Raw genomic sequence first — 18,793 nt, forward strand, 5'->3', positions numbered from 1 at the left:
CCGCCTCCTTTTCGTGATATGTTGGGCGTAGACTCTTCTTTTCCCCGCGGTTAAGCACAGCGCAACAGCGCCTGCAAAGCCAGACTTCCCAGCCATGCAGGTTTTTCAAGACAGAGGGAAGACATGCTCCGAATATTCGCTTTTGCGCTTTGCCTTGCGGCAGGGCCCGTGGCCGCGCAGGACGTCACCGTCGAGACGTACCGTGGCCCGGTTACCGTCGCGCAGACCCCGGAAACCGTCGCCGTATACGACATGGCCGCGCTCGATACGCTGGAGGCGCTGGGTGTCGAGGTCGATGGTACGATTTCCAACGTCTACCTGGACTACCTGGAGGATGTGGCGGAGGGCGCGGCGCGGATAGGCACCCTGTTCGAGCCGGATATGGAGGCGCTTTACGCGTTGCACCCGGACCTGATCATTGCCGGGGGGCGCAGCCATGACAAGGTGCCGGACCTTGCCAAGATCGCGCCGACGATCGACATGACGATCCATGTCGAGACGCTGGCGACGGGGCTGAAGCGGCTGGAGGCCTACGGTGCTATTTTCGGCAGGCAGGATGAGGCGGCGGCATTGGCCGACAAGTTGACCCGCAAGCAGGCCGAGGTGAGAAAGGCCGCCGCGGGCGCGGGCCGGACGCTGATCGTGATGACGAACGGGCCGAAGGTGTCGGCCTACGGCCCGGTTGGGCGGTTCGGCTGGCTGCACACGGCCTTCGGGCTGGAGGTGGCCGCCGAAGAGGTGAAGGGCTCGGACCACGGCGAGGCGATCAGTTTCGAATTCATCCGGCAGGTCGATCCCGATGTGATCCTGGTGATCGACCGCAGCGCCGCGATCGGCGACGTAGAGACGGCGACATCGACGCTGGACAACGTGCTGGTGCGCGAGACGAAGGCCTGGCGCAACGGCCAGGTCATCACCCTCGATAGCGCGCCGATCTACATCGCGGCGGGCGGCGTGCAGGCCCTCAATGCCACAATGGACCAGTTGCTCGCCGCGTTTTCCGGAAACTGAGCGGTGCGCAAGATTGTCCTCGGGGTGGTGGCGCTGCTGGCGCTGTCGGTCGTGTCGCTCTTTATAGGCGTGATCGACCTTCGACCGGCTGCGCTGTTGCAGGACCCCGCAGCGCTGCAACTGATCGCGGTGAGCCGGGCGCCGCGCCTGTTCGCGGTGCTGATCACCGGGGCGTCGCTGGCGGTGGCGGGGACGGTCCTGCAGATGCTGGTGCGCAACCGTTTCGTCGAGCCGATGACGGTGGGCAGCGGCGAGGGTGCCGCGTTGGGCATCCTGCTGGTCACGCTTTTCGCGCCGGCGGCATCGCTGTTTGCGAAGATCGCGATGGCGTCGGCGACGGCGTTCGCCTCGACCGCCGGCTTCCTGCTCATCGCCCGGCGGCTGCCGCCGACGCAGCCCTACATGGTGGCCCTCGTGGGGCTGGTCTATGGCGGCGTGATCGGGGCGGCTGTGACCTTCGTGGCCTACCAGAACGACCTGTTGCAGATGATTGGCGTCTGGGTGACCGGAGAGTTCTCGGGCGTGTTGCGCGGCCGGTACGAGACCTTGTGGCTGGCCGCCATCGCGGCGGTTCTGTGTTTCGTGGCCGCCGACCAGTTTTCGATCCTGGGGTTGGGGCATGCGGCCAGCATCAACCTTGGACTCAACTACCGGCAGGTGATGCTGTTCGGGCTTCTGGCCGTGTCGCTGGTCAGCGCGCTGACCGTGGTGAGTGTGGGGATCATCCCCTTCGTCGGGCTGATCGTGCCCAACATCGTGTCGCGCATGATGGGCGACAACCTGCGCCGCACGCTGCCGGTGATCGCGATGATGGGCGCGGGGCTGGTGCTGGTGGCGGATATCGTGGCCCGCGTGCTGCGCTATCCGTTCGAAATGCCCTCGGCCACGGTGCTGGGGGTCGTGGGCGCGGCCGTTTTCATCTGGCTGCTGTACCGTCCGGCGCGCCATGCACCGTAGGCGGCTGATCGTTCTTGCGGTGCTGTTCGTGGCGTCGGCGGTGGCCTACATGACGGTCGGCGCGCGGGGCAACTGGGGCTTCGTGCTGGAGTTTCGCGGTGCGAAACTGGCGGCGCTGTGCCTTGTGGCGGTGGCGCTGTCGACCTCGACCGTGCTGTTTCAGACGATCACGCAGAACCGCATCCTGACGCCGTCGATCATGGGCTTCGACGAGCTTTTCGTGCTGATCGTGGCGATGGGCGTCTTCGTGTTCGGGATGACCGATTACCTTGTCGTCACGTCGTGGGTTCAGTTCGTCGTGTCGCTGGTGCTGATGACCGGCGCGTCGCTGCTGCTGTTCGGAACGCTGCTGCTACAGGAGCGGCCCGACCTGATGCGGATGATCCTGACCGGGCTGGTGCTGACCGTGCTGTTCCGGTCGCTGCGCACGCTGCTGGTGCGGATGCTGGACCCCAACGAGTTCAGCGTGGTGCAGGTGTCGTCCTATGCCCGGTTCCACCAGATCGAGACCGGCCTGCTGGCCATCGCGGCGGCGACCATCGGCGCGGCGCTGGTCGGCGCATGGGTCATGCGGCACCGGCTGGACGTGCTGTCGCTGGGGCGCCAGGCGGCGATAAACCTGGGCGAGGACGTGCGGCGCGGCACGTTGCAGGTGTTGTTCCTGATCGGCGTACTGGTGTCGGTCGCGACAGCGCTGGTCGGGCCGACGGCGTTCCTGGGCCTGCTGGTGGTCAGTATCGCCCACGTGGTGACGCCTACAGGGCGGCACGCGGTGCTGCTGGTCTCGGCCGCGCTGATTTCGGGCACGACCCTGGTCGGGGGGCAGGCCGTGCTGGAGCGCGTGTTCGGTCTGGTGACGCCGCTGACCGTGGTGATCGACCTTGCGGGCGGCGCGCTGTTCCTGGTGCTGGTGATGAGAGGATTGAGACGATGATTTCCGTGACGGGCGTGAGCCACGAATTGGGCGGCAGCACGGTGCTGCACGATATTGAGCTGGAGATACCCAAGGGTAAGGTGACCGCACTCATTGGTCCGAACGGGGCGGGCAAGAGCACGCTACTGTCTCTTATCGCGCGGCTGGCGCGGCATCGCACGGGGCGGATCATGGTGGACGAGCTGGAGGTGGGCGTCTGCGCGTCGAACACGCTGGCGCGGCGGCTGGCGATTCTGCCGCAAAGTTCCGAAATTGCGCCGCGGCTGACCATCGAAGAGCTGGTGGCGTTCGGGCGCTACCCGCACCACCTGGGGCGGCCGGGCAAGCACGACCGTGAAAAGATCGCCGAGGCGCTGGCCCTGTTCGACCTGGACCCGCTGGCGCAGCGGACGCTGGACACGGTGTCGGGCGGGCAGAGGCAGCGGGCGCTGCTGGCCATGATCTTTGCGCAGGACACGGATTACATGCTGCTGGACGAGCCCCTGAACAATCTGGATATCGCGGCGTCGCGGTCGCTGATGGCGCTGCTGCAGAGGCTGGCGCGAGAGCACGGGCGCACCGTGGTGATCGTGCTGCATGACATAAACTATGCCTGTGCCTATGCGGATCATATCGTGACCATGAAAGGGGGGCGGATCGGCCCGCAGGGCGATGCGACCACCCTGGTGGACGGCAGGCTGATGCACGAGATTTTCGCAACCGACGCGGCGGTGCACAGGATCGGCGGGCGGACCTTCGTGGGGGTCTGAGCCTTCGGCACGGCGACATTGATGCAAAAATGCCAGACCGGCCCGTGCTTTGCACGGGATGGTGCTTGCACTTTGCGCGCAGGGGCTTAAACGTCGCCGGATCACCGCCAGGGAAGCATGACCGCACGTACCCAGCTTCGACACGATTGAAATGGGACACAGTCATGAACCTCTCTCGCCTCGGCATTCTGTTGATCACGACCGCTTTCCTGCCCGTGCCTGCCGCCTTTGCGCAGGACGCGGAAGGTGCCACTTTCCTCGGGACGATCCGCATCGGCTCGCCGGAAGCGCAGGCGCTTCTGGGCAATGACGAGATCTCGGAAGAAGAGATCGAGCAGCGCAACCCGCAATCCATCCGAGACGTGTTCGACGGGGAAACCTCGGTCACCACCAGCGGCGGGGCGGCGATTGCCAACAAGGTCTTCGTCAACGGCATCGAGGAAAGCCTGCTGTCGGTCACCATCGACGGCGCGCGGCAGAACAAGTCGGCGTTTCACCATACCGGGAACGTGCTGATCGACCCTGCGTTGCTGAAATCTGTCGAGGTCAGCAAGGGGCTGGCGCCGGCGGATGCGGGACCGAATGCGCTGGCCGGTTCGCTGGCCTACGAGACCAAGGACGCCGCCGACCTTTTGGAGGATGGCGACAATTTCGGCGGCATGACGACGCTGACGTTTGGTACGAACGAGGACCGGATCCGCGCCGGGCTGACGCTGTTCGGACGCAGCGGCGGGTTTGAATACCTGCTGAGCGGCACGCGGTCCGACAGTGGCAGTTACGAGGACGGCAGCGGTGTGACCGTTCCCGGCTCGGGGGCGGATCTGACCAGCTACCTGGGCAAGTTCGCCTATACGTCGCCCACGGGGCACCGCCTGGAATTCGCGGCGTCCCAGACCGAGGACACCGGCCTGCGAGCCGGACAGGTGGGACCGGGCGGCATCATCTTCATCCGGCCCGACTTTGCAGGCGTCACCGGACGGCCCAGCGTTCTGGTGCCGGCGTTGTCGAAGCGCACGTCCTATACGCTGACCTATACCAAGAACAGTGCCACGGACTGGTTCGATCCGTTCTTCCAGCTGAGCTACAACGAACAGGAGATCGACGCGTCGGGTGTCTTCGGCACGAATGAAAGCTTCAGCGGGACGTTCAAGAACCGCTTTGCCATTGCCGGCGGGGACCTGTCGGTGGGTGTCGATTTCTTCGACGAGTCCGCCTCGGGTTTCGGCCGTGGTCCGGGCCCGTTCGGCAGTTCGGGCCGGGAGGATCACTGGAATATCGGGATTTTCGCGCAGGCGCGGCAGGATGTCGGCGAACGCGCCTCGGTGTCCTATGGCGCACGCTATGACTGGCAGGAGTTTGAGGCCGCCAATGGCCAGACCTTCAAGGATGACGGGTTCAGCGCCAACGGGTCGGTCGATTTCAAGATCACCGATGCGCTGACCCTGAACGCGGGCTATGCCCACAGCTGGGGCGGGTTCGAGTTGGGCGAGGCGGCGCTGATCAATTTCGGCGCGCCGTGGACCTATGCCGGGTTCACCACGTCGCGGTCGGATGCGGGCCGGATCGGTCTGCGCTACGAGCGGGGACCGTGGCAGCTTAGCGGTGCCTATTTTGAGACCTACGTGAACGACATCAACGCCGTACTGCCCACAGGCGGCGACCGGGGTGCCATCGCCGACCTGTCCTCGAAGGGTTGGGAGGCATCGGTCGAATACACGTGGGTCAACGGGTTCATAAGGGCCAACTACACCGATGCGGATGTCGATCTGAACGGCACGACGATCAGCTCGACAGCGTATTACCTTGGCCGGCCTGTCGGCAAGGCAATCGCGCTGGAGGGCGCTGTGGACCTCACCGACGAGTGGACGCTTGGTGGCACGGCGGAGATTGCCTTCAAGAACCGCGACACGCCAGTACCGCTGTCGGGCTACGAAGTGGCCAACCTGTACGCGACCTATACGCCGAGCAGCTTCGACCGCCTGCAGATGCGGTTGGACGTCCGCAACATCTTTGACAAGACCTACACGAGTCGCTCGTCCGACGGGGCCGGGCTGGGTAACGTGATCGCGTTGACGGAGCCGGGGCGCTCGGTCAGCCTGACGGCAAACCTCGCGTTCTGAGACGCGTTCGTTTGCATGAGAAGGCCGCCGCTACTGGCGGCGGCCTTCGCATGAGGCTTAGCGAGAGAACGTCCTCCCCTTCACGGCCGATAAGGGTCGCGCAGCTTATGGCTGCATCCGCCCATGCTGTTAAACGAAGGTTCAGTTGATCGTGCCTGTCAGACCTTCGGGTTGTCCTGTCACGACAAACGTCAGCTTGTCGGGAAGAAGCCGTTCTCGGGCAACGCGATTGATGTCTTCAAGGGTGACAGCATTCACCTTATCGTTGCGGTTGGCGATGTACTCGGTGCCCAATCCGTCCATTTGCATGCCTACGGCAATGTTGGCGATCGTCCCGTTGCCGTCAAAACGCAGCGGGTAGGCGCCGGTAAGATATGTTTTGGCATCGTCCAGTTCTTCCTGGGTGACACCGTTTTCGCTAATCCGCTTCCATTCAGCTGCAATGACGTCGACCGCCTCTGCGACGCGGTCATTGGCGGAGGCCACGCTGCCCATCCAGACCTGGGCGTCGTCCCGGTCCGCGAGATAGGAATAGACACCGTAGGTCAGGCCGCGTTTTTCACGGACTTCCGTCATGAGACGGCTTTCGAAACCGCCACCGCCAAGGATATGGTTCAGGACGAAGGCCGCGAAGAAGTCCGGATCTTCGCGCTCCAGACCGGGTTGCGCGAACAAAGCAACGGATTGCGGCGTGTCGTAATCGACAACCTTAACCCCCCCGGGCAGATTCAGTGCGGCATCCTCGGGGAGAGGAGCGCCGGTTTCAGGCAGATCAGACAAGAGCTCGTCCAGCAACGAAGACAGCTCTTCGGCTGTGATGTCGCCGGCGGCGCTCACGTAGAGCCGATCCCGCGCGATGGTGTTCTCATGTGCCGCAAGAATGTCCTCGCGGGTCAAGGCGCTAACCGTTTCCACCGTGCCGTTTTCGTCGCTACCGTAGGGGTGATCACCATAGAGCAGAGAGGAAAAGCTCGCGCCGGCAATTTCCTGCGGATCCTTTGCGTCCGATTGGATAATGGAAATTACCTGCGCGCGCACACGCTCGATCGCTTCTTCGTCGAAACGCGGATCGACGAGCGTATCTTTCAGAAGGTCCATCGAAGCTTCCCGGTTCTCGGTCAGGAAGCGGGCTGAAACGCCCAGCGAATCCGGACCGGCATCGTAGGAGAATGTCGCGGCCAACCTATCGGTCTCACGGGAAAACGCCCGTGCGTCCAGGTCGCCGGCGCCTTCTTCGAGAAGCGCTGTCATCAGGTTGACGGCGCCGCGCTTGCCCGGAGCATCCAGGGACGTCCCGCCGCGAAAGCGCAACTCGAGGGCGACGAATGGAATCGAGTGATCCTCGACCAGCCAGGCGTTGATACCTCCTGGCGTGGTAATTTCCTCGATCTCGACTTCGGCGTGGGCCGGGAGCGCGGCCAGCAAAAAGATGGCGGACAGGATTAAAGCGGTCAGGCGTTTCATTGGGTCACCTCCTTGGCGGTGATGTAGCCGGTGACGGAGTTGTTATCCTGCGAAAAAAGGTCCCGTGCGGCGTTCATGACGTCCTCTGAAGTGACGCCTTCCAGGATATCGGGCCAAGCTTGGATATCTTCTACCGTAAGGCCCTGGGTCAGTCCCCTGCCGTAGCGATTGGCGATCGAGCCGACATCGTCACGCGCGTAGATTTGCGAAGCACGGATTTGAGTCTTGATACGCTCGAGGCGTTTCGGCTCGAAGCCCTCGTCAAGAAAGGTTGCGATCACTTCGTCCATCGCGGTTTCTGCCTGTTCGAGCGTTATGCCGGGAGCGGGGACGACAGTAAGGTTGAAGGTGGTATCGTCGAGTGACGTGCCGCCGTAGAACGCGCCTGTATATACAGCGGTGCGTGTATCAAACTGCAACTTTTCATTCAGGATCGAGGTCGTGCCATCTCCAAGAATGTCGGCCAGTATCGTCAGCGCCGCGGCAGTCTCCTGGTCCCCGGAATCCCGCTCCGGCGCCAGGTATGAACGTTGCAGGTACGGTTGCGCGACGCGGGGATCCTCGTAATAAACGCGGCGTTCGGCCAACTGACGAGGTTCCTGCGGCCGACTGCGTTCCGGCAGGTTCGGGTTGGCCGGGATCGGTTCATAGTATTTTTCGGCCAGGGTACGAACTTCGTCTGGCGTTACGTCACCCGCAACGACCAGGATGGCGTTGTTGGGGGCGTAGTAGGTCTCGTAGTAGTCCAGCGCGTCGGCAAGTGACAGATCGACCATCTCGTGCTGCCAGCCGATGATAGGGACGCCGTACCGGTGGTTGAGATACTGTGCCGCGCCCTGCTGCTCGCGGAAAAGGGCAGAAGGATTGTTCTCGATGCGTTGGTTGCGCTCTTCGATGATGACATCGCGTTCGGTCAAGATATCCTCTTCGTCGAGCTGGAGGTTGACCATGCGATCGCTCTCCATCTTCATCATCAGTTCAAGGCGATCCGCGGCGACGCGCTGAAGATACGCTGTATAGTCATAGCTCGTGAACGCATTGTCCGAGCCTCCGTTGCGGGCCACGGTGGAAGAAAACTCTCCCGGGGCCATGTTTTCCGTACCTTTGAACAGTAGATGTTCAAGAAAATGCGCCACGCCCGAAACGCCGGGTTTCTCGTCGGCGGAGCCGGCGCGGTACCACACCATGTGCACAACCACCGGAGCGCGGTGGTCTTCGATCACGACGACTTCCATGCCGTTCTTAAGCGTGAAGCTGGTAACCATGTCATCAGCCACGGCTGTGGTCGCACCAATAATCAGTAGGCATAGGCCGGATAGCCAATTGCGCATAAATTTCTCCCCTGCAGTCAGCATGACGTTGCACTGAAGATACGCTGCGCCAAAGGCGATTCAACTGTTCTGACTTTGTTGTGAGCGCGCGAGAGGCGTCAGCGGCGTCCAGCGTCCGGCGGGTACGAGGGCGTCGGAACCCCGATCCGGCGCAGTCGGGTCGCCTCGGCGTTCGAATCCAACCACTGGCGTCTGTACGCAAGGTTGTAGTCGTCGTTTCTGCCGATGTTCAGGATGTTGACACGGCCACGCTGGCGGCGGATCTCGACATCCTCGCGGGCAAGGGTCTGACGAATGCCCGGCACCACCCCAAAGCGGTTGGCATAGTTGACAAGCCCGCCATCGGCTTGGCCGATCCCGGTATTGGCAAGCGCGGCGGGATTGCCGCCAAGCGCGGCCACGCCATCACCTCGGGGGGTCGGATCGGTGATATTGGTCCCGCCGGGCGTGGGGGCGGGCAGGGTCGAATAGCTGTCGGGCGCCTGAAGGGGTTTTCCGGGGACGATGTTGAACTCCTCGGGTCCATTGCCCGTGTTCTTGATCCGCGAAAGCGTGATGTCCCTGTCGCGTCCACCGCAGGCGGTGACCGCCATCGCGAGGGTCAAGACCAAAATCGCCGGAAGTTTCATTATTCACTCCTGCTTCGTTCCGTCAGCCATATCGCATTCGGCCTGGAACGTCACGCCGCCTTTTTGCTGTCCGCGCTGAAGATTACCATGCCGAAGGCGCCTATGAAAACGGCGATATCTGCAACGTTAAAAGAGGTCGGATTGGTGAAACCGCAACATGACATGTTGAGGAAATCAGCAACGGCGCCATAGATCAGGCGGTCGATGACATTGCCCAGGGCGCCTCCCACCAGGAGACCAGCCGATATCTGTTGCCATCGGCCATGCGGGTCAGACCAGACCCACCACAGCACGGCGGCAACAATCACAAGTGCCACGGTGATCCATATCCAGGGGCTGGCTCCGGCGAACGCGCCAAAGTTGATCCCCGTGTTCCAGGCCATCTCGAGATTGAGGTAAGGCGGCAAGACCTCTATCGAGCGGACGGTCTTGAGGTCGAGCACCTGAACCACCCAGTATTTCGTGATCTGATCGATCACGAAGATGAAACTGGCTACCCAGACTAAGGTGCGCATGCTGCTCTCCTTCAGGGTCAGCTTGTACCCGCCAACCGTATTTTAATTAGATCCTTAGTGCCGGAAATGGCGCATACCGGTCAAGACCATCGCCAGGCCGGCCTCGTCAGCGGCGGCAATGACCTCATCGTCGCGCATTGAGCCGCCTGGCTGTATGACCGCGGTGGCCCCTGCCTCGGCCGCGGTCAGCAAGCCGTCGGGAAAGGGGAAGAACGCGTCGGAGGCAACCACGCTGCCCTGGGTCAACGGTGCGGACAGTCCCAGTTCGGCGGCCATATCCTCGGCCTTGCGGGCGGCGATGCGGCAACTGTCGACACGGCTCATCTGGCCGGCGCCGACGCCCACGGTCGCGCCGTCCTTGACGTAGACGATGGCGTTGGACTTCACGTGTTTGGCCACTTTCCAAGCGAAAAGCATATCGGTCATCTCCCGATCGGTCGGGACGCGTTTGGTCACGACCTTCAGATCGCCTGCCGATATCTGTCCGCTGTCCTTGTCCTGCACCAGATAACCGCCCGAAACCTGCTTGAGCATCAGCGCGGCCTCTGCCGGGTCGGCAATGCCATCGGTGGTGAGCAGGCGCAGGTTCTTTTTATTGGCAAACACACTCATTGCGTCGTCGTCTGCCCCTGGAGCGATCACGACCTCGGTGAAGATGCCAGCGATCTCTTCCGCTGTGGGCCCGTCAAGCGGCTGGTTCAGGGCAATGATGCCGCCAAAGGCGGAGGTACGGTCACAGTCGAAGGCGCGCATGTAGGCCTCTTTCAACGTACCGGCGCGGGCCACGCCGCAGGGATTGGCATGCTTGATGATCGCACAAGCCGGGCCGTCCGATGCCGCAAATTCGCTGACTAGCTCGAACGCTGCATCGGTGTCGTTGATATTGTTGTAGCTGAGTTCCTTGCCTTGCACCTGCCGAGCGGTGGCCACACCGGGGCGGACGGAGCCATCGGTGTAGAATGCAGCGCTCTGGTGCGGGTTTTCGCCATAGCGGAGGGTCTGGGCAAGCTCTCCGGCCACAGCGCGGCGGCGCGGTGCGGGCTCGTTCAGTGCCTTGGCCATCCAGCCCGAGACAGCGGCATCATAGGCGCCTGTGCGGGCATAGGCACTGAGTGCCAATTTCTGGCGGAAGGCATAGGTCGTCTGGCCGTCATTGGCATTGAGCTCGGCCATTAGCGCCTCGTAATCCCGGACATCCACTACAACGTTGACGAAGGCGTGGTTCTTGGCCGCCGCGCGGATCATGGCGGGACCGCCAATGTCAATATTCTCGATGCAGGTGGCGTAATCCGCGTCCTTGGCGACGGTTTCCTCGAACGGGTAGAGGTTGACGACCAACAGGTCGATCGGGGCGATCCCGTGTTCCGTCATTGATGAAAGGTGCTCGTCATTGTCGCGCAGTGCCAGAAGGCCACCATGCACCATCGGGTGCAGCGTCTTCACCCGGCCGTCCATCATCTCGGGAAAACCGGTCACTTCTGCAACATCGCGCACGTCGAGACCCGCGTCGCGCAACGCTTTGGCGCTTCCGCCGGTCGACAGAAGCTCGATGCCGCGTTCAGCCAGGGCACGCCCCAGATCGACCAGTCCGGTCTTGTCGGATACGGAAAGAAGGGCGCGGCGCACGGGGGCGAGATCGGTCATTAAGCAAGTCTTCCTTGTGGCAGTCTTCGGGTCAGGTCAACTGAGAGCCACCGGCGTTTGCCCGTCCTCTGCCAGATCGCGCACGCCGATCGGAGAATCCTGAGGCTTGGCCAGTGACCATCTCGTACGCGTCGCATACTCCATCGCGCGACCGGATAGAACGATTTGTTTGGTCGCACGTGGCTTCAGCCGTCCGGTTTCAAGGTAAACGCTCGTTTCCACAGAGAGGCTGGCGGACCCATCACCGCGGAAAATCCAGATCTCGCCGCTCTTTAGGGCCATGGAGACGGCCGTTCCGCCCAAATCGACCGAGACGTCTACATCGGGATGCAGGTGAAACCGGATGTCGAAGGGTATGCCTCGCAGCTTCATACCGTCGAGTGCACGGTCAAAGCGCCGTTTGTGGGCAGCGTCCAGCGCCAGAAGCATGTCTTCGCCCGCGATGCCGCGACCGTCAAACGTCATCTCCAGCTTTCGCACATGGGTCAGGCCATATCCATTGACATAACCGTCATGCCCGCCTTCGAACGTTAGACCGTCCGGCGCGTGGTTGACGCGAATTGGGACGTCCGACGGGCCGTCGACCAGCAAATCCTGCTTCTGTGGCCCCTTTCCTAGGCGGCTGCTGGATTGGCCGTTCAAGATCAGGGTGGAATGCGAAGGGGTCGCCCGTCCGGCACGCCGCCACGCGGCGCCGAAACTGGCGCCGGCGCCGCAGTTCACGATCAAAGGCCGGCGACCCGCCGTCAGTTCGAACGCCAGAGTAGAAGCATGGGCATTGCTGGAGGCCTTGCCCTCGGGCGGCACGGCCGCGTCTACGATCAGAGAGCTGCGCCCGGCGCTCAGCCGCGCGAACCCCATGGAGAGGCCGCTGGCGTGGCGACCCTTGATCTGGCTGGCGGCGAGTGCCGCATCGAGACGCCCGTCCAGGCCGCGACCACCGCCATGGAACCGCGCCAGCCCGCCATCGGAATGGCGCAGGGTTCGCAGCGTTGGACTTATCCGTTCGATCGCGGCCCAATGCGCCGACAAGGGGCTTTGTCCGGCCGCGGTCAGGGTTTCTGCGGCCCAGGTCAGCAAAGTAAAAACTTCGAGCAACTCTTCGGGGTTGCGGGTTGGCAAACCACCCTGATCGTCGATCTGACGGGCGCATTCCCGGGCCAAGGCGCTCGACGCGGGGCCGACATGCGATGACAAGCCTTCAAGCGAGAGGCCTGCGTATACCAGGCCGGTCAGTGCCTCGAACCGGGGCAGTCCGGGTGCCGTAGCCCGCCAACGACGCGCGAGAAACAGCGTCTGCTGTGAGAGTGAACGCAGGAATTGATCCGATTGGGCCTGTGTACGGCCCGCCAGCAGAAAGATCGCATGGTTGATCCAGCGAATGATGCGCCGGCCTGCCAGATCTGGTGTCCAACCGGGACCGCGTCCGCGTCCATAAAGCTCGATCCAGCGCCAGAGCCAATCCTGCGCACAGGTGCGTGCGGTGGTGTCACCGGCAGCAGCGAGATCATCAAGCCAGGTGAAGCCATGTACTTCGCGTGAGAAAGCGGCGTCGGCCGGGGGAATATCCCATGGCGTCTTGCCGGGGTCGCGCACGAGATGCCCCGAAAACAGGAAGTTGCCGGCGCATAGCTGACGGCCGCGGGCGAAACTGCCGATGGTGCGGGGGTCGGGCTGTGAGACGAACGTGGTCACCCGGCCGCCGAACGTCGCCCGACGCGCAGCGAGACGGTTCAGAAACCGCGTGACGCGCGGTAGATCTTGATTGGGTGTCGACATCGAATCCCGGCCTCGGCACGCTCTTCCTGGCGTTGTAGGCGCAGTATACTCCGCCCTGCCGTTCAAGTCACGGCGGAACGCGAACAGCATATCATTCCCGGCGCAGGACCGCGATATAGAACCCGTCCATTCCGCCGAGGTCCGGCCAGTAGTCTGGCCGCAGGCGCAGCCCGCCTTCCTCGGTGCGCCAGGCCGGGTCGACCCCGGGCAACTCGAGCGCCGTTATGTCGGTCCGCAGGCCGCCATGGCGTGCTAGCGCCTCTTCGACCTGTACCTCGCCCTCGTCCGGCAGGAGCGAGCACGTGCAAAAAACCAGCCGACCGCCCGGCGCCAGAAGGGTGAGAGCATGATCGAGCATCTGTGCCTGCAAAGCAATCAGCGCCCCGAAATCCGACCCATCCTTTGCATAGGGCAGGTCGGGATGGCGACGGATCGTGCCGGTCGCCGAACAGGGCGCGTCAATCAAGACAGCATCGAAAGGACCGCCTTGGTAGCCGAGGCCGTCGGCAACGACGATATCTGCGGACAGGTTTGTTCGGGCGAGGTTTTCCGTCACGCGCTCCATGCGCTTTTCCGAGATATCGAGCGACGTGACGGAAGCTCCCGCCGCAGCAAGTTGCAACGTCTTGCCCCCCGGCGCGGCGCAGAGGTCCAGAACACGCTCGCCCGTCCTTGGCGCGAGAATGCGCGCCGGCATGGCAGCGGCTGCATCCTGGACCCACCAAGCGCCATCCGAAAAGCCGGGCAGGGCCGAGATCTGCCCGGACTCCCTGAGGCGCAGTGAACCGGTCGGCAAGGCGACCGCGCCAAGGTGGTGCGCCCAATCCCCCGGGTCCTGGCCCGGCTTCAGTGTCAGATCGACAGGAGCGCCGGCAAACTGCGCTTTCTCCATCGCCGAGACGGCGCCGTTTCCCCAGGCCGAGACGAGTGGCTCACGCAGCCAGCCGGGCATGCGGGGAACGCGCAGGTCTTTCCATGGCTTTCCGGCGTCGCCTGCCATCTGGCGCAAGATGGCGTTCACGAGCCCCCGCAGCCGTTTGTAACGTGGATGGGCGCCGACGAGAGAGACCAATTCGTCGACCACTCCGTGGGCGTCGCCACCCATGCAAAGTTCGACGGTGCCGAGGCGCAGGATGTTCATCACATGCAGCTGCGGCGTCTTTCGAAGTTGTCGGGACAGCAGGCGGTCCGCCCTGTCCAATCCACGCAGCGTGTCACCTGCCAACCGCAAGGCGCGTGCGCGATCTGCCGGTGCAAGACGAGACAACGGCGCATTGAGTTCTGAAAGAAGACGGCCTTCACCCAATACCTTGTCGAGCAGGGCCACGGCAGTGCTGCGGGGAGTGGGCGCGGGCATGGGCTTTCCTTGGCCTTTGGACAGAACGCGCCTATATCAGCCTCATTCAAACGAAGGAAGCCCGACGATGACGGATGACCACAAGGAATTGCCACCGGAAGCGATCCGCGCTTTGGCCGAAGCCGAGGAACGGCGCAAGGCCGCCGAACAGCTTGAAATGCCCAAGGAACTGGGGGGCCGCAAAGGCCCCGAGCCCGTCCGCTTTGGAGACTGGGAAAAGAAGGGCATAGCGATCGACTTCTGAGGCACGCCCCAGCCTTGGCTGCTATTGCAGCCTCAGGTCGGCATATTCGCCAGTGCCCTGATCCGAGATGAAACGGACAGTAGAGCCCTGAACCCTGACCGCTTGGCAGTTCGGGCCAAGATTGCGCTGACCCCAATAAAGGTCGCGACAGAAATACCCCGATTTCCACTGCCACGCACCCGTCACCGGGCGCCCAAAGGCCTTGCCTTTGATCTGCCCGGAAGGCGTTACAGTCAGATTGATGCCAAGCCTAGTAAGGTTGCGGTCGGCCACGACCGACAGAAATTCTGACTTGTCGTCAATCTGGTTGAATTCCTCTGCAATGGCAGAGCCACCGGCAATGGCGGCGATAATCGCGAAAACAGTCAGGCGCATTTTCTGGCTCCCGTTACAAACAATACCTGTTACGGGCCGCCGGAGCGAATGGATCAGTTTTCGTTAAGGCCGAGTACGTCGAGCATGTCGTATTCGCCGGGTTTGCGCCCTTGCCCCCACAAGGCGGCCTTGAGCGCGCCGCGAGCGAATACCGCGCGGTCAGAGGCGATGTGACGCAGGATGATACGCTCGCCCGCCGTGGCGAACATCACGTCATGTTCGCCCACGATATCGCCCCCGCGAATGGCCGAGAACCCGATATGGCCGGCAGTGCGGGCGCCGGTGATGCCGTCTCGGCCCCGGTCCGAGTATTGTTGAAGTGACACGCCGCGTCCATCGGCAGCGGCTTGTCCCAGCATCAGCGCCGTCCCGGAGGGCGCATCGACCTTCTTGTTATGATGCGTCTCGATCACCTCGATGTCGTAATCCTCGTCGAGGGCGGCAGCGACCTTCTTGGTCAACTGGACCAGAAGATTGACGCCCAGGCTCATGTTGCCCGCACGGATGATGGTGGCATGGCGCGCGGCGGCGTTTATCTTCGCCAAGTCCTCATCGGAAAGTCCGGTGGTGCCGATCACATGGACGCAGCGGGCTTGGGCCGCCAATGACGCGAAATCGACGGTCGCGGCGGGCGCAGTAAAGTCCAATACGGCGTGCGCTTGCGAGATTTGTTCCAGCGGATCGTCCGATACAACGACACCGATCGGCGCGCCTCCCATTGCCTCGCCGACGTCGGCGCCGATCCAGGCGTGACCGGGTCGTTCCAGAACACCGATCAGCTGCGCACTTTCCGAAGCTGTCACGATCTCGATCAGCATACGTCCCATGCGCCCGGAGGCGCCGGTTACCACAATCCCCGGCAGGTCGGTCATGTCACTCTCCGTTTTCCTTTCCGAACTCCATAACCCGGTGATCATCGCTTGGCAAAGACATGCACAGGGCTTAGATGCTGTGACATGGCAAAGAACAAGTTTCATGATGGGCCCGGACCCTCTCAGCGGCAGTTGCGCGTCGGGGAACTGATCCGCCGCACGCTGGCCGATGTGCTGGCGCGCGGCGACATTCACGACCCCGAACTGAACCGGCTTTCGGTCACTGTGGGTGAGGTGCGCACCTCGCCGGATCTGAAGGTTGCGACCGCTTACGTTCTGCCGCTCGGCGGTGAGGGAAAGGGCGACGTGCTGGAGCTACTGGGCCGCAACAAGGGCGAACTGCGCCGGATCGTCGCTAAGAAGGTTGGCCTTAAATTCGCCCCGGAGCTGAGGTTCCGGCTGGATGAAACCTTTGACCAGCTGGACGAGACACGACGCCTGTTCGCGCAGGATGCCGTTCGACGCGACGTCGAGAACTGAGCCCATGTGGCGGGGGGTTCTTGTGGCACTGGTGTTGTTGGCGGGGCCCGCTGCGGCGGTGGAGTGCCAGCAAATCAGCTATGATGGCGCGCGCTACACGACTTGCAAGGTTGACGTAAACAGAGAGAAGCTGCGGCTGTTTCTTAATGACCCGATGACCGGCAAGCCGTTGGGAAGTTTTTCTAGCGTAGAGCGCCAAGTGCGCGGTGAAGGCGGCGCGTTGCTGTTCGCAATGAATGCCGGCATGTACCATCAGGATCGCAGCCCGGTCGGCCATTATGTCGAGGCCGGCAGGGAGACGAAATCGCTGGTGACACGAGAAGGTCCGGGCAATTTCGGATTGCTGCCAAATGGCGTCTTTTGCGTGCAGGACGATAGGGTCGACGTATTCGAGACGCGGCGCTTCGAGAGGGACGAACCTTCGTGCAATTTCGCAAGCCAGTCGGGGCCGATGCTAGTGATCGATGGTCAGCTTCACCCACGGTTTCTGGAGAATAGCGACAGCCTGTATGTGCGCAACGGCGTGGGCACCTCGGCGGACGGGCACACGGCCTGGTTCGTCATTTCAGAGGATAGGGTTAATTTTCACGCTTTTGCGCGCGTCTTTCGCGACGTGCTGAAGACGCCGCAGGCGCTCTATTTCGATGGAAATATCTCGCGGCTTTATGCGCCGCAGTTGGGCCGGCACGATGGCGGCTTTCCGATGGGGCCGATCGTGGGCGTGGTCGCGCCGTAACAGAGCGGTGCTGAATTGACTTGTGCGGGGCGCTGCGATACGCGGCGGCCTTTACGCACGAGAGGGACGACAAGACCATGGGGCGCAAACGCAAAGGACGCGATATCTCAGGCTGGTTGATTGTCGACAAGCCGGCCGGAGTGACGTCGACCGCAGTCGTCAACAAGGTGCGTTGGGCGTTTCAGGCAAAAAAGGCCGGACATGCCGGAACACTGGACCCCGATGCGACCGGCGTGCTGGCGATCGCTTTGGGAGAGGCGACGAAAACCGTGCCATTCATCACCGATGCATTGAAATCCTATCGGTTCCTAGTGCGGTTGGGTCAGGCGACCAACACCGATGATGCCGAAGGCGAGGTCATCGCAGAAAGCACTGAACGGCCGTGCGACGAAGATATAAAGAATGCGCTCTCGGGCTTCGTGGGAAATATCCAGCAGGTGCCGCCGAAATTTTCGGCGGTAAAGATCGACGGCGAACGCGCCTACAAACGCGCCCGCGACGGCGAGGATTTCGAGGTCTCCGCCCGGCCATTATGGGTGGAGGAGTTGCTGCTGACCGATCGACCGGACGCGGACACTGTCGAACTTGAGTTGGTCTGTGGAAAGGGCGGGTACGTGCGATCCGTTGCTCGGGACTTGGGCGAAGTGCTGGGGTGTTTTGGCCACGTTCTGTCGCTGCGCCGGGTCTGGTCCGGACCGTTTCGTGCCGATGATGCTGTGTCGATGCAGCAGATCGAGGCGTTGGCACATGATCCTGCGCTGGACGCGTATTTGCGGCCGCTGGAAGAGGGGCTGAGCGATCTGCCGTGCGTCAGTTGCAACGAGATGAGTGCCGCGCGCCTTCGGCACGGAAACCCGGCGCCGGTCATCGGCGGAGATGTCGAATACGGTGATGAATGCTGGGCGGCACTGCAAGGTCAGGCCGTGGCGGTTGGACATTTTAAGGGCGGGGAGCTTTATCCCAGCCGAGTCTTCAACCTGGCTCCGCAATGACGCAAAAAGCGCACGATCCGGGCGGCAAGGTGCGGCTGCGACTGCCTGACGGGGTGGTGGGCGGAGCACGATTTTCCAAATGCGGACAATACCGGCAAGCCCTGACGCGGGACTGGACGCCAAAGGGTGCAGCGCCTCGCACCGTTCTGTTCGTCGGGATGAACCCGTCGGTGGCAGACGCGGCAGCATCGGACCCGACATGTCACCGCGAACTGATGTTCGCCCGTGACTGGGGCTTCACCCGCTATCTCAAGGGGAATGTCTTGGATTGGCGCGCGACGTCGCCCAAGGATATCCCACACGATCCCGCGATAGCGTGCAGTGCCGAAAATACTCCCGAACTGGTCGAAATGGCGCAACAGGCAGAACTGGTGGTCTTGGCTTATGGCAAGCTCCACCAACGCTACGCCGCCTTGGTGCGGGAGGCAGTGTCTGCCATCGCGTCGACGGGACGGCCTTTGAAATGCTTGGGATTGAACAAGGACGGATCGGCCAAACACCCGCTTTACCTGCGCAAGGACACACGCTTGCAGGATTTCCCGATGCCTCGCTGAATGGGGAGAGTTGGTACGAAAACGGGCGCTCTATCCGAGCGCCCGTTTGG

At 62.6% G+C, this 18,793-nt stretch carries 19 protein-coding genes; 10 read left to right on the forward strand and 9 right to left on the reverse strand.

The features are described 5' to 3' along the window. The first annotated feature begins 123 nt into the window (after positions 1-123). The 5 genes from RBB31_RS00785 to RBB31_RS00805 all read left to right on the forward strand — a co-directional run bounded on the left by RBB31_RS00785 (position 124) and on the right by RBB31_RS00805 (position 5,771). A complete protein-coding gene (locus RBB31_RS00785) occupies positions 124-1,011 on the forward strand; it encodes a siderophore ABC transporter substrate-binding protein (protein ID WP_306127354.1) in 888 nt (295 codons plus the stop codon). A gap of 3 nt (positions 1,012-1,014) precedes the next feature. After that, positions 1,015-1,968, forward strand: a complete 954-nt coding sequence (locus RBB31_RS00790) for an ABC transporter permease (protein WP_306127355.1) — start codon at positions 1,015-1,017, stop codon at positions 1,966-1,968. Next, positions 1,958-2,902, forward strand: coding sequence for an iron chelate uptake ABC transporter family permease subunit (locus tag RBB31_RS00795; RefSeq protein ID WP_306127356.1), 945 nt, complete (start codon positions 1,958-1,960; stop codon positions 2,900-2,902). The genes RBB31_RS00790 and RBB31_RS00795 overlap by 11 nt, the downstream gene beginning before the upstream one ends. Further along, entirely contained in the window at positions 2,899-3,651 is a 753-nt protein-coding gene (locus RBB31_RS00800) for an ABC transporter ATP-binding protein (RefSeq protein WP_306127357.1), read from the forward strand. The genes RBB31_RS00795 and RBB31_RS00800 overlap by 4 nt, the downstream gene beginning before the upstream one ends. 164 nt (positions 3,652-3,815) lie before the next feature. Further along, positions 3,816-5,771 (forward strand): TonB-dependent receptor domain-containing protein, encoded by a 1,956-nt coding sequence (locus RBB31_RS00805; RefSeq protein ID WP_306127358.1) that lies wholly within the window; start codon positions 3,816-3,818, stop codon positions 5,769-5,771. Between the two features lie 141 nt (positions 5,772-5,912). On the opposite strand, the gene RBB31_RS00810 is transcribed toward RBB31_RS00805, so the two are convergent. The 7 genes from RBB31_RS00810 to RBB31_RS00840 form a co-directional block, all read right to left on the reverse strand. Next, the gene (locus tag RBB31_RS00810; protein WP_306127359.1) at positions 5,913-7,235 is read right to left on the reverse strand and encodes a pitrilysin family protein; all 1,323 of its coding nucleotides are present in this window, start codon (positions 7,233-7,235) and stop codon (positions 5,913-5,915) included. Then, on the reverse strand, positions 7,232-8,566 hold the full coding sequence (locus RBB31_RS00815; protein ID WP_306127360.1) for a pitrilysin family protein: 1,335 nt from the start codon (positions 8,564-8,566) through the stop codon (positions 7,232-7,234). The genes RBB31_RS00810 and RBB31_RS00815 overlap by 4 nt, the downstream gene beginning before the upstream one ends. 98 nt (positions 8,567-8,664) lie before the next feature. Continuing rightward, on the reverse strand, positions 8,665-9,195 hold the full coding sequence (locus RBB31_RS00820) for a DUF3035 domain-containing protein (protein WP_306127361.1): 531 nt from the start codon (positions 9,193-9,195) through the stop codon (positions 8,665-8,667). A gap of 50 nt (positions 9,196-9,245) precedes the next feature. Then, entirely contained in the window at positions 9,246-9,710 is a 465-nt protein-coding gene (gene lspA, locus RBB31_RS00825) for a signal peptidase II (RefSeq protein WP_306127362.1), read from the reverse strand. A gap of 54 nt (positions 9,711-9,764) precedes the next feature. Next, positions 9,765-11,354 carry a bifunctional phosphoribosylaminoimidazolecarboxamide formyltransferase/IMP cyclohydrolase gene (purH, locus tag RBB31_RS00830; protein WP_306127363.1) on the reverse strand — a complete coding sequence of 530 codons (1,590 nt, stop codon included), beginning with the start codon at positions 11,352-11,354 and terminating at the stop codon, positions 9,765-9,767. A 36-nt stretch (positions 11,355-11,390) separates the two neighbouring features. Continuing rightward, positions 11,391-13,133, reverse strand: coding sequence for a heparinase II/III family protein (locus RBB31_RS00835; RefSeq protein ID WP_306127364.1), 1,743 nt, complete (start codon positions 13,131-13,133; stop codon positions 11,391-11,393). 91 nt (positions 13,134-13,224) lie between these two features. Beyond that, entirely contained in the window at positions 13,225-14,490 is a 1,266-nt protein-coding gene (locus RBB31_RS00840; RefSeq protein ID WP_306127365.1) for an RsmB/NOP family class I SAM-dependent RNA methyltransferase, read from the reverse strand. A 67-nt stretch (positions 14,491-14,557) separates the two neighbouring features. Here RBB31_RS00840 and RBB31_RS00845 point away from each other — a divergent pair, with 67 nt between their 5' ends. Beyond that, a complete protein-coding gene (locus RBB31_RS00845; RefSeq protein WP_306127366.1) occupies positions 14,558-14,734 on the forward strand; it encodes a DUF1674 domain-containing protein in 177 nt (58 codons plus the stop codon). Positions 14,735-14,755: 21 nt separating this feature from the next. Here RBB31_RS00845 and RBB31_RS00850 read toward each other — a convergent pair whose 3' ends face one another. Together RBB31_RS00850 and dapB are read right to left on the reverse strand one after the other, a co-directional pair. Beyond that, a complete protein-coding gene (locus RBB31_RS00850) occupies positions 14,756-15,109 on the reverse strand; it encodes a dihydrodipicolinate reductase (RefSeq protein ID WP_306127367.1) in 354 nt (117 codons plus the stop codon). A 53-nt stretch (positions 15,110-15,162) separates the two neighbouring features. Further along, on the reverse strand, positions 15,163-15,981 hold the full coding sequence (gene dapB / locus RBB31_RS00855; protein ID WP_306127368.1) for a 4-hydroxy-tetrahydrodipicolinate reductase: 819 nt from the start codon (positions 15,979-15,981) through the stop codon (positions 15,163-15,165). An 84-nt stretch (positions 15,982-16,065) separates the two neighbouring features. Between dapB and rbfA the strand changes: the two genes are divergently transcribed. From rbfA to RBB31_RS00875, 4 genes are all read left to right on the forward strand, one after another. Further along, positions 16,066-16,461, forward strand: a complete 396-nt coding sequence (gene rbfA, locus RBB31_RS00860; protein ID WP_306127369.1) for a 30S ribosome-binding factor RbfA — start codon at positions 16,066-16,068, stop codon at positions 16,459-16,461. Positions 16,462-16,465: 4 nt separating this feature from the next. After that, positions 16,466-17,197 (forward strand): phosphodiester glycosidase family protein, encoded by a 732-nt coding sequence (locus tag RBB31_RS00865; protein ID WP_306127680.1) that lies wholly within the window; start codon positions 16,466-16,468, stop codon positions 17,195-17,197. Positions 17,198-17,274: 77 nt separating this feature from the next. After that, positions 17,275-18,189 carry a tRNA pseudouridine(55) synthase TruB gene (gene truB / locus RBB31_RS00870; protein ID WP_306127370.1) on the forward strand — a complete coding sequence of 305 codons (915 nt, stop codon included), beginning with the start codon at positions 17,275-17,277 and terminating at the stop codon, positions 18,187-18,189. After that, positions 18,186-18,743: a DUF1643 domain-containing protein gene (locus tag RBB31_RS00875; protein ID WP_306127371.1), complete on the forward strand. Its 558-nt coding sequence runs from the start codon at positions 18,186-18,188 to the stop codon at positions 18,741-18,743. Before truB ends, RBB31_RS00875 begins: the two co-directional genes overlap by 4 nt. Positions 18,744-18,793: the final 50 nt, after the last annotated feature.

The organism is Roseovarius sp. MMSF_3350 (assembly GCF_030733425.1).
GTDB lineage: Bacteria > Pseudomonadota > Alphaproteobacteria > Rhodobacterales > Rhodobacteraceae > Roseovarius.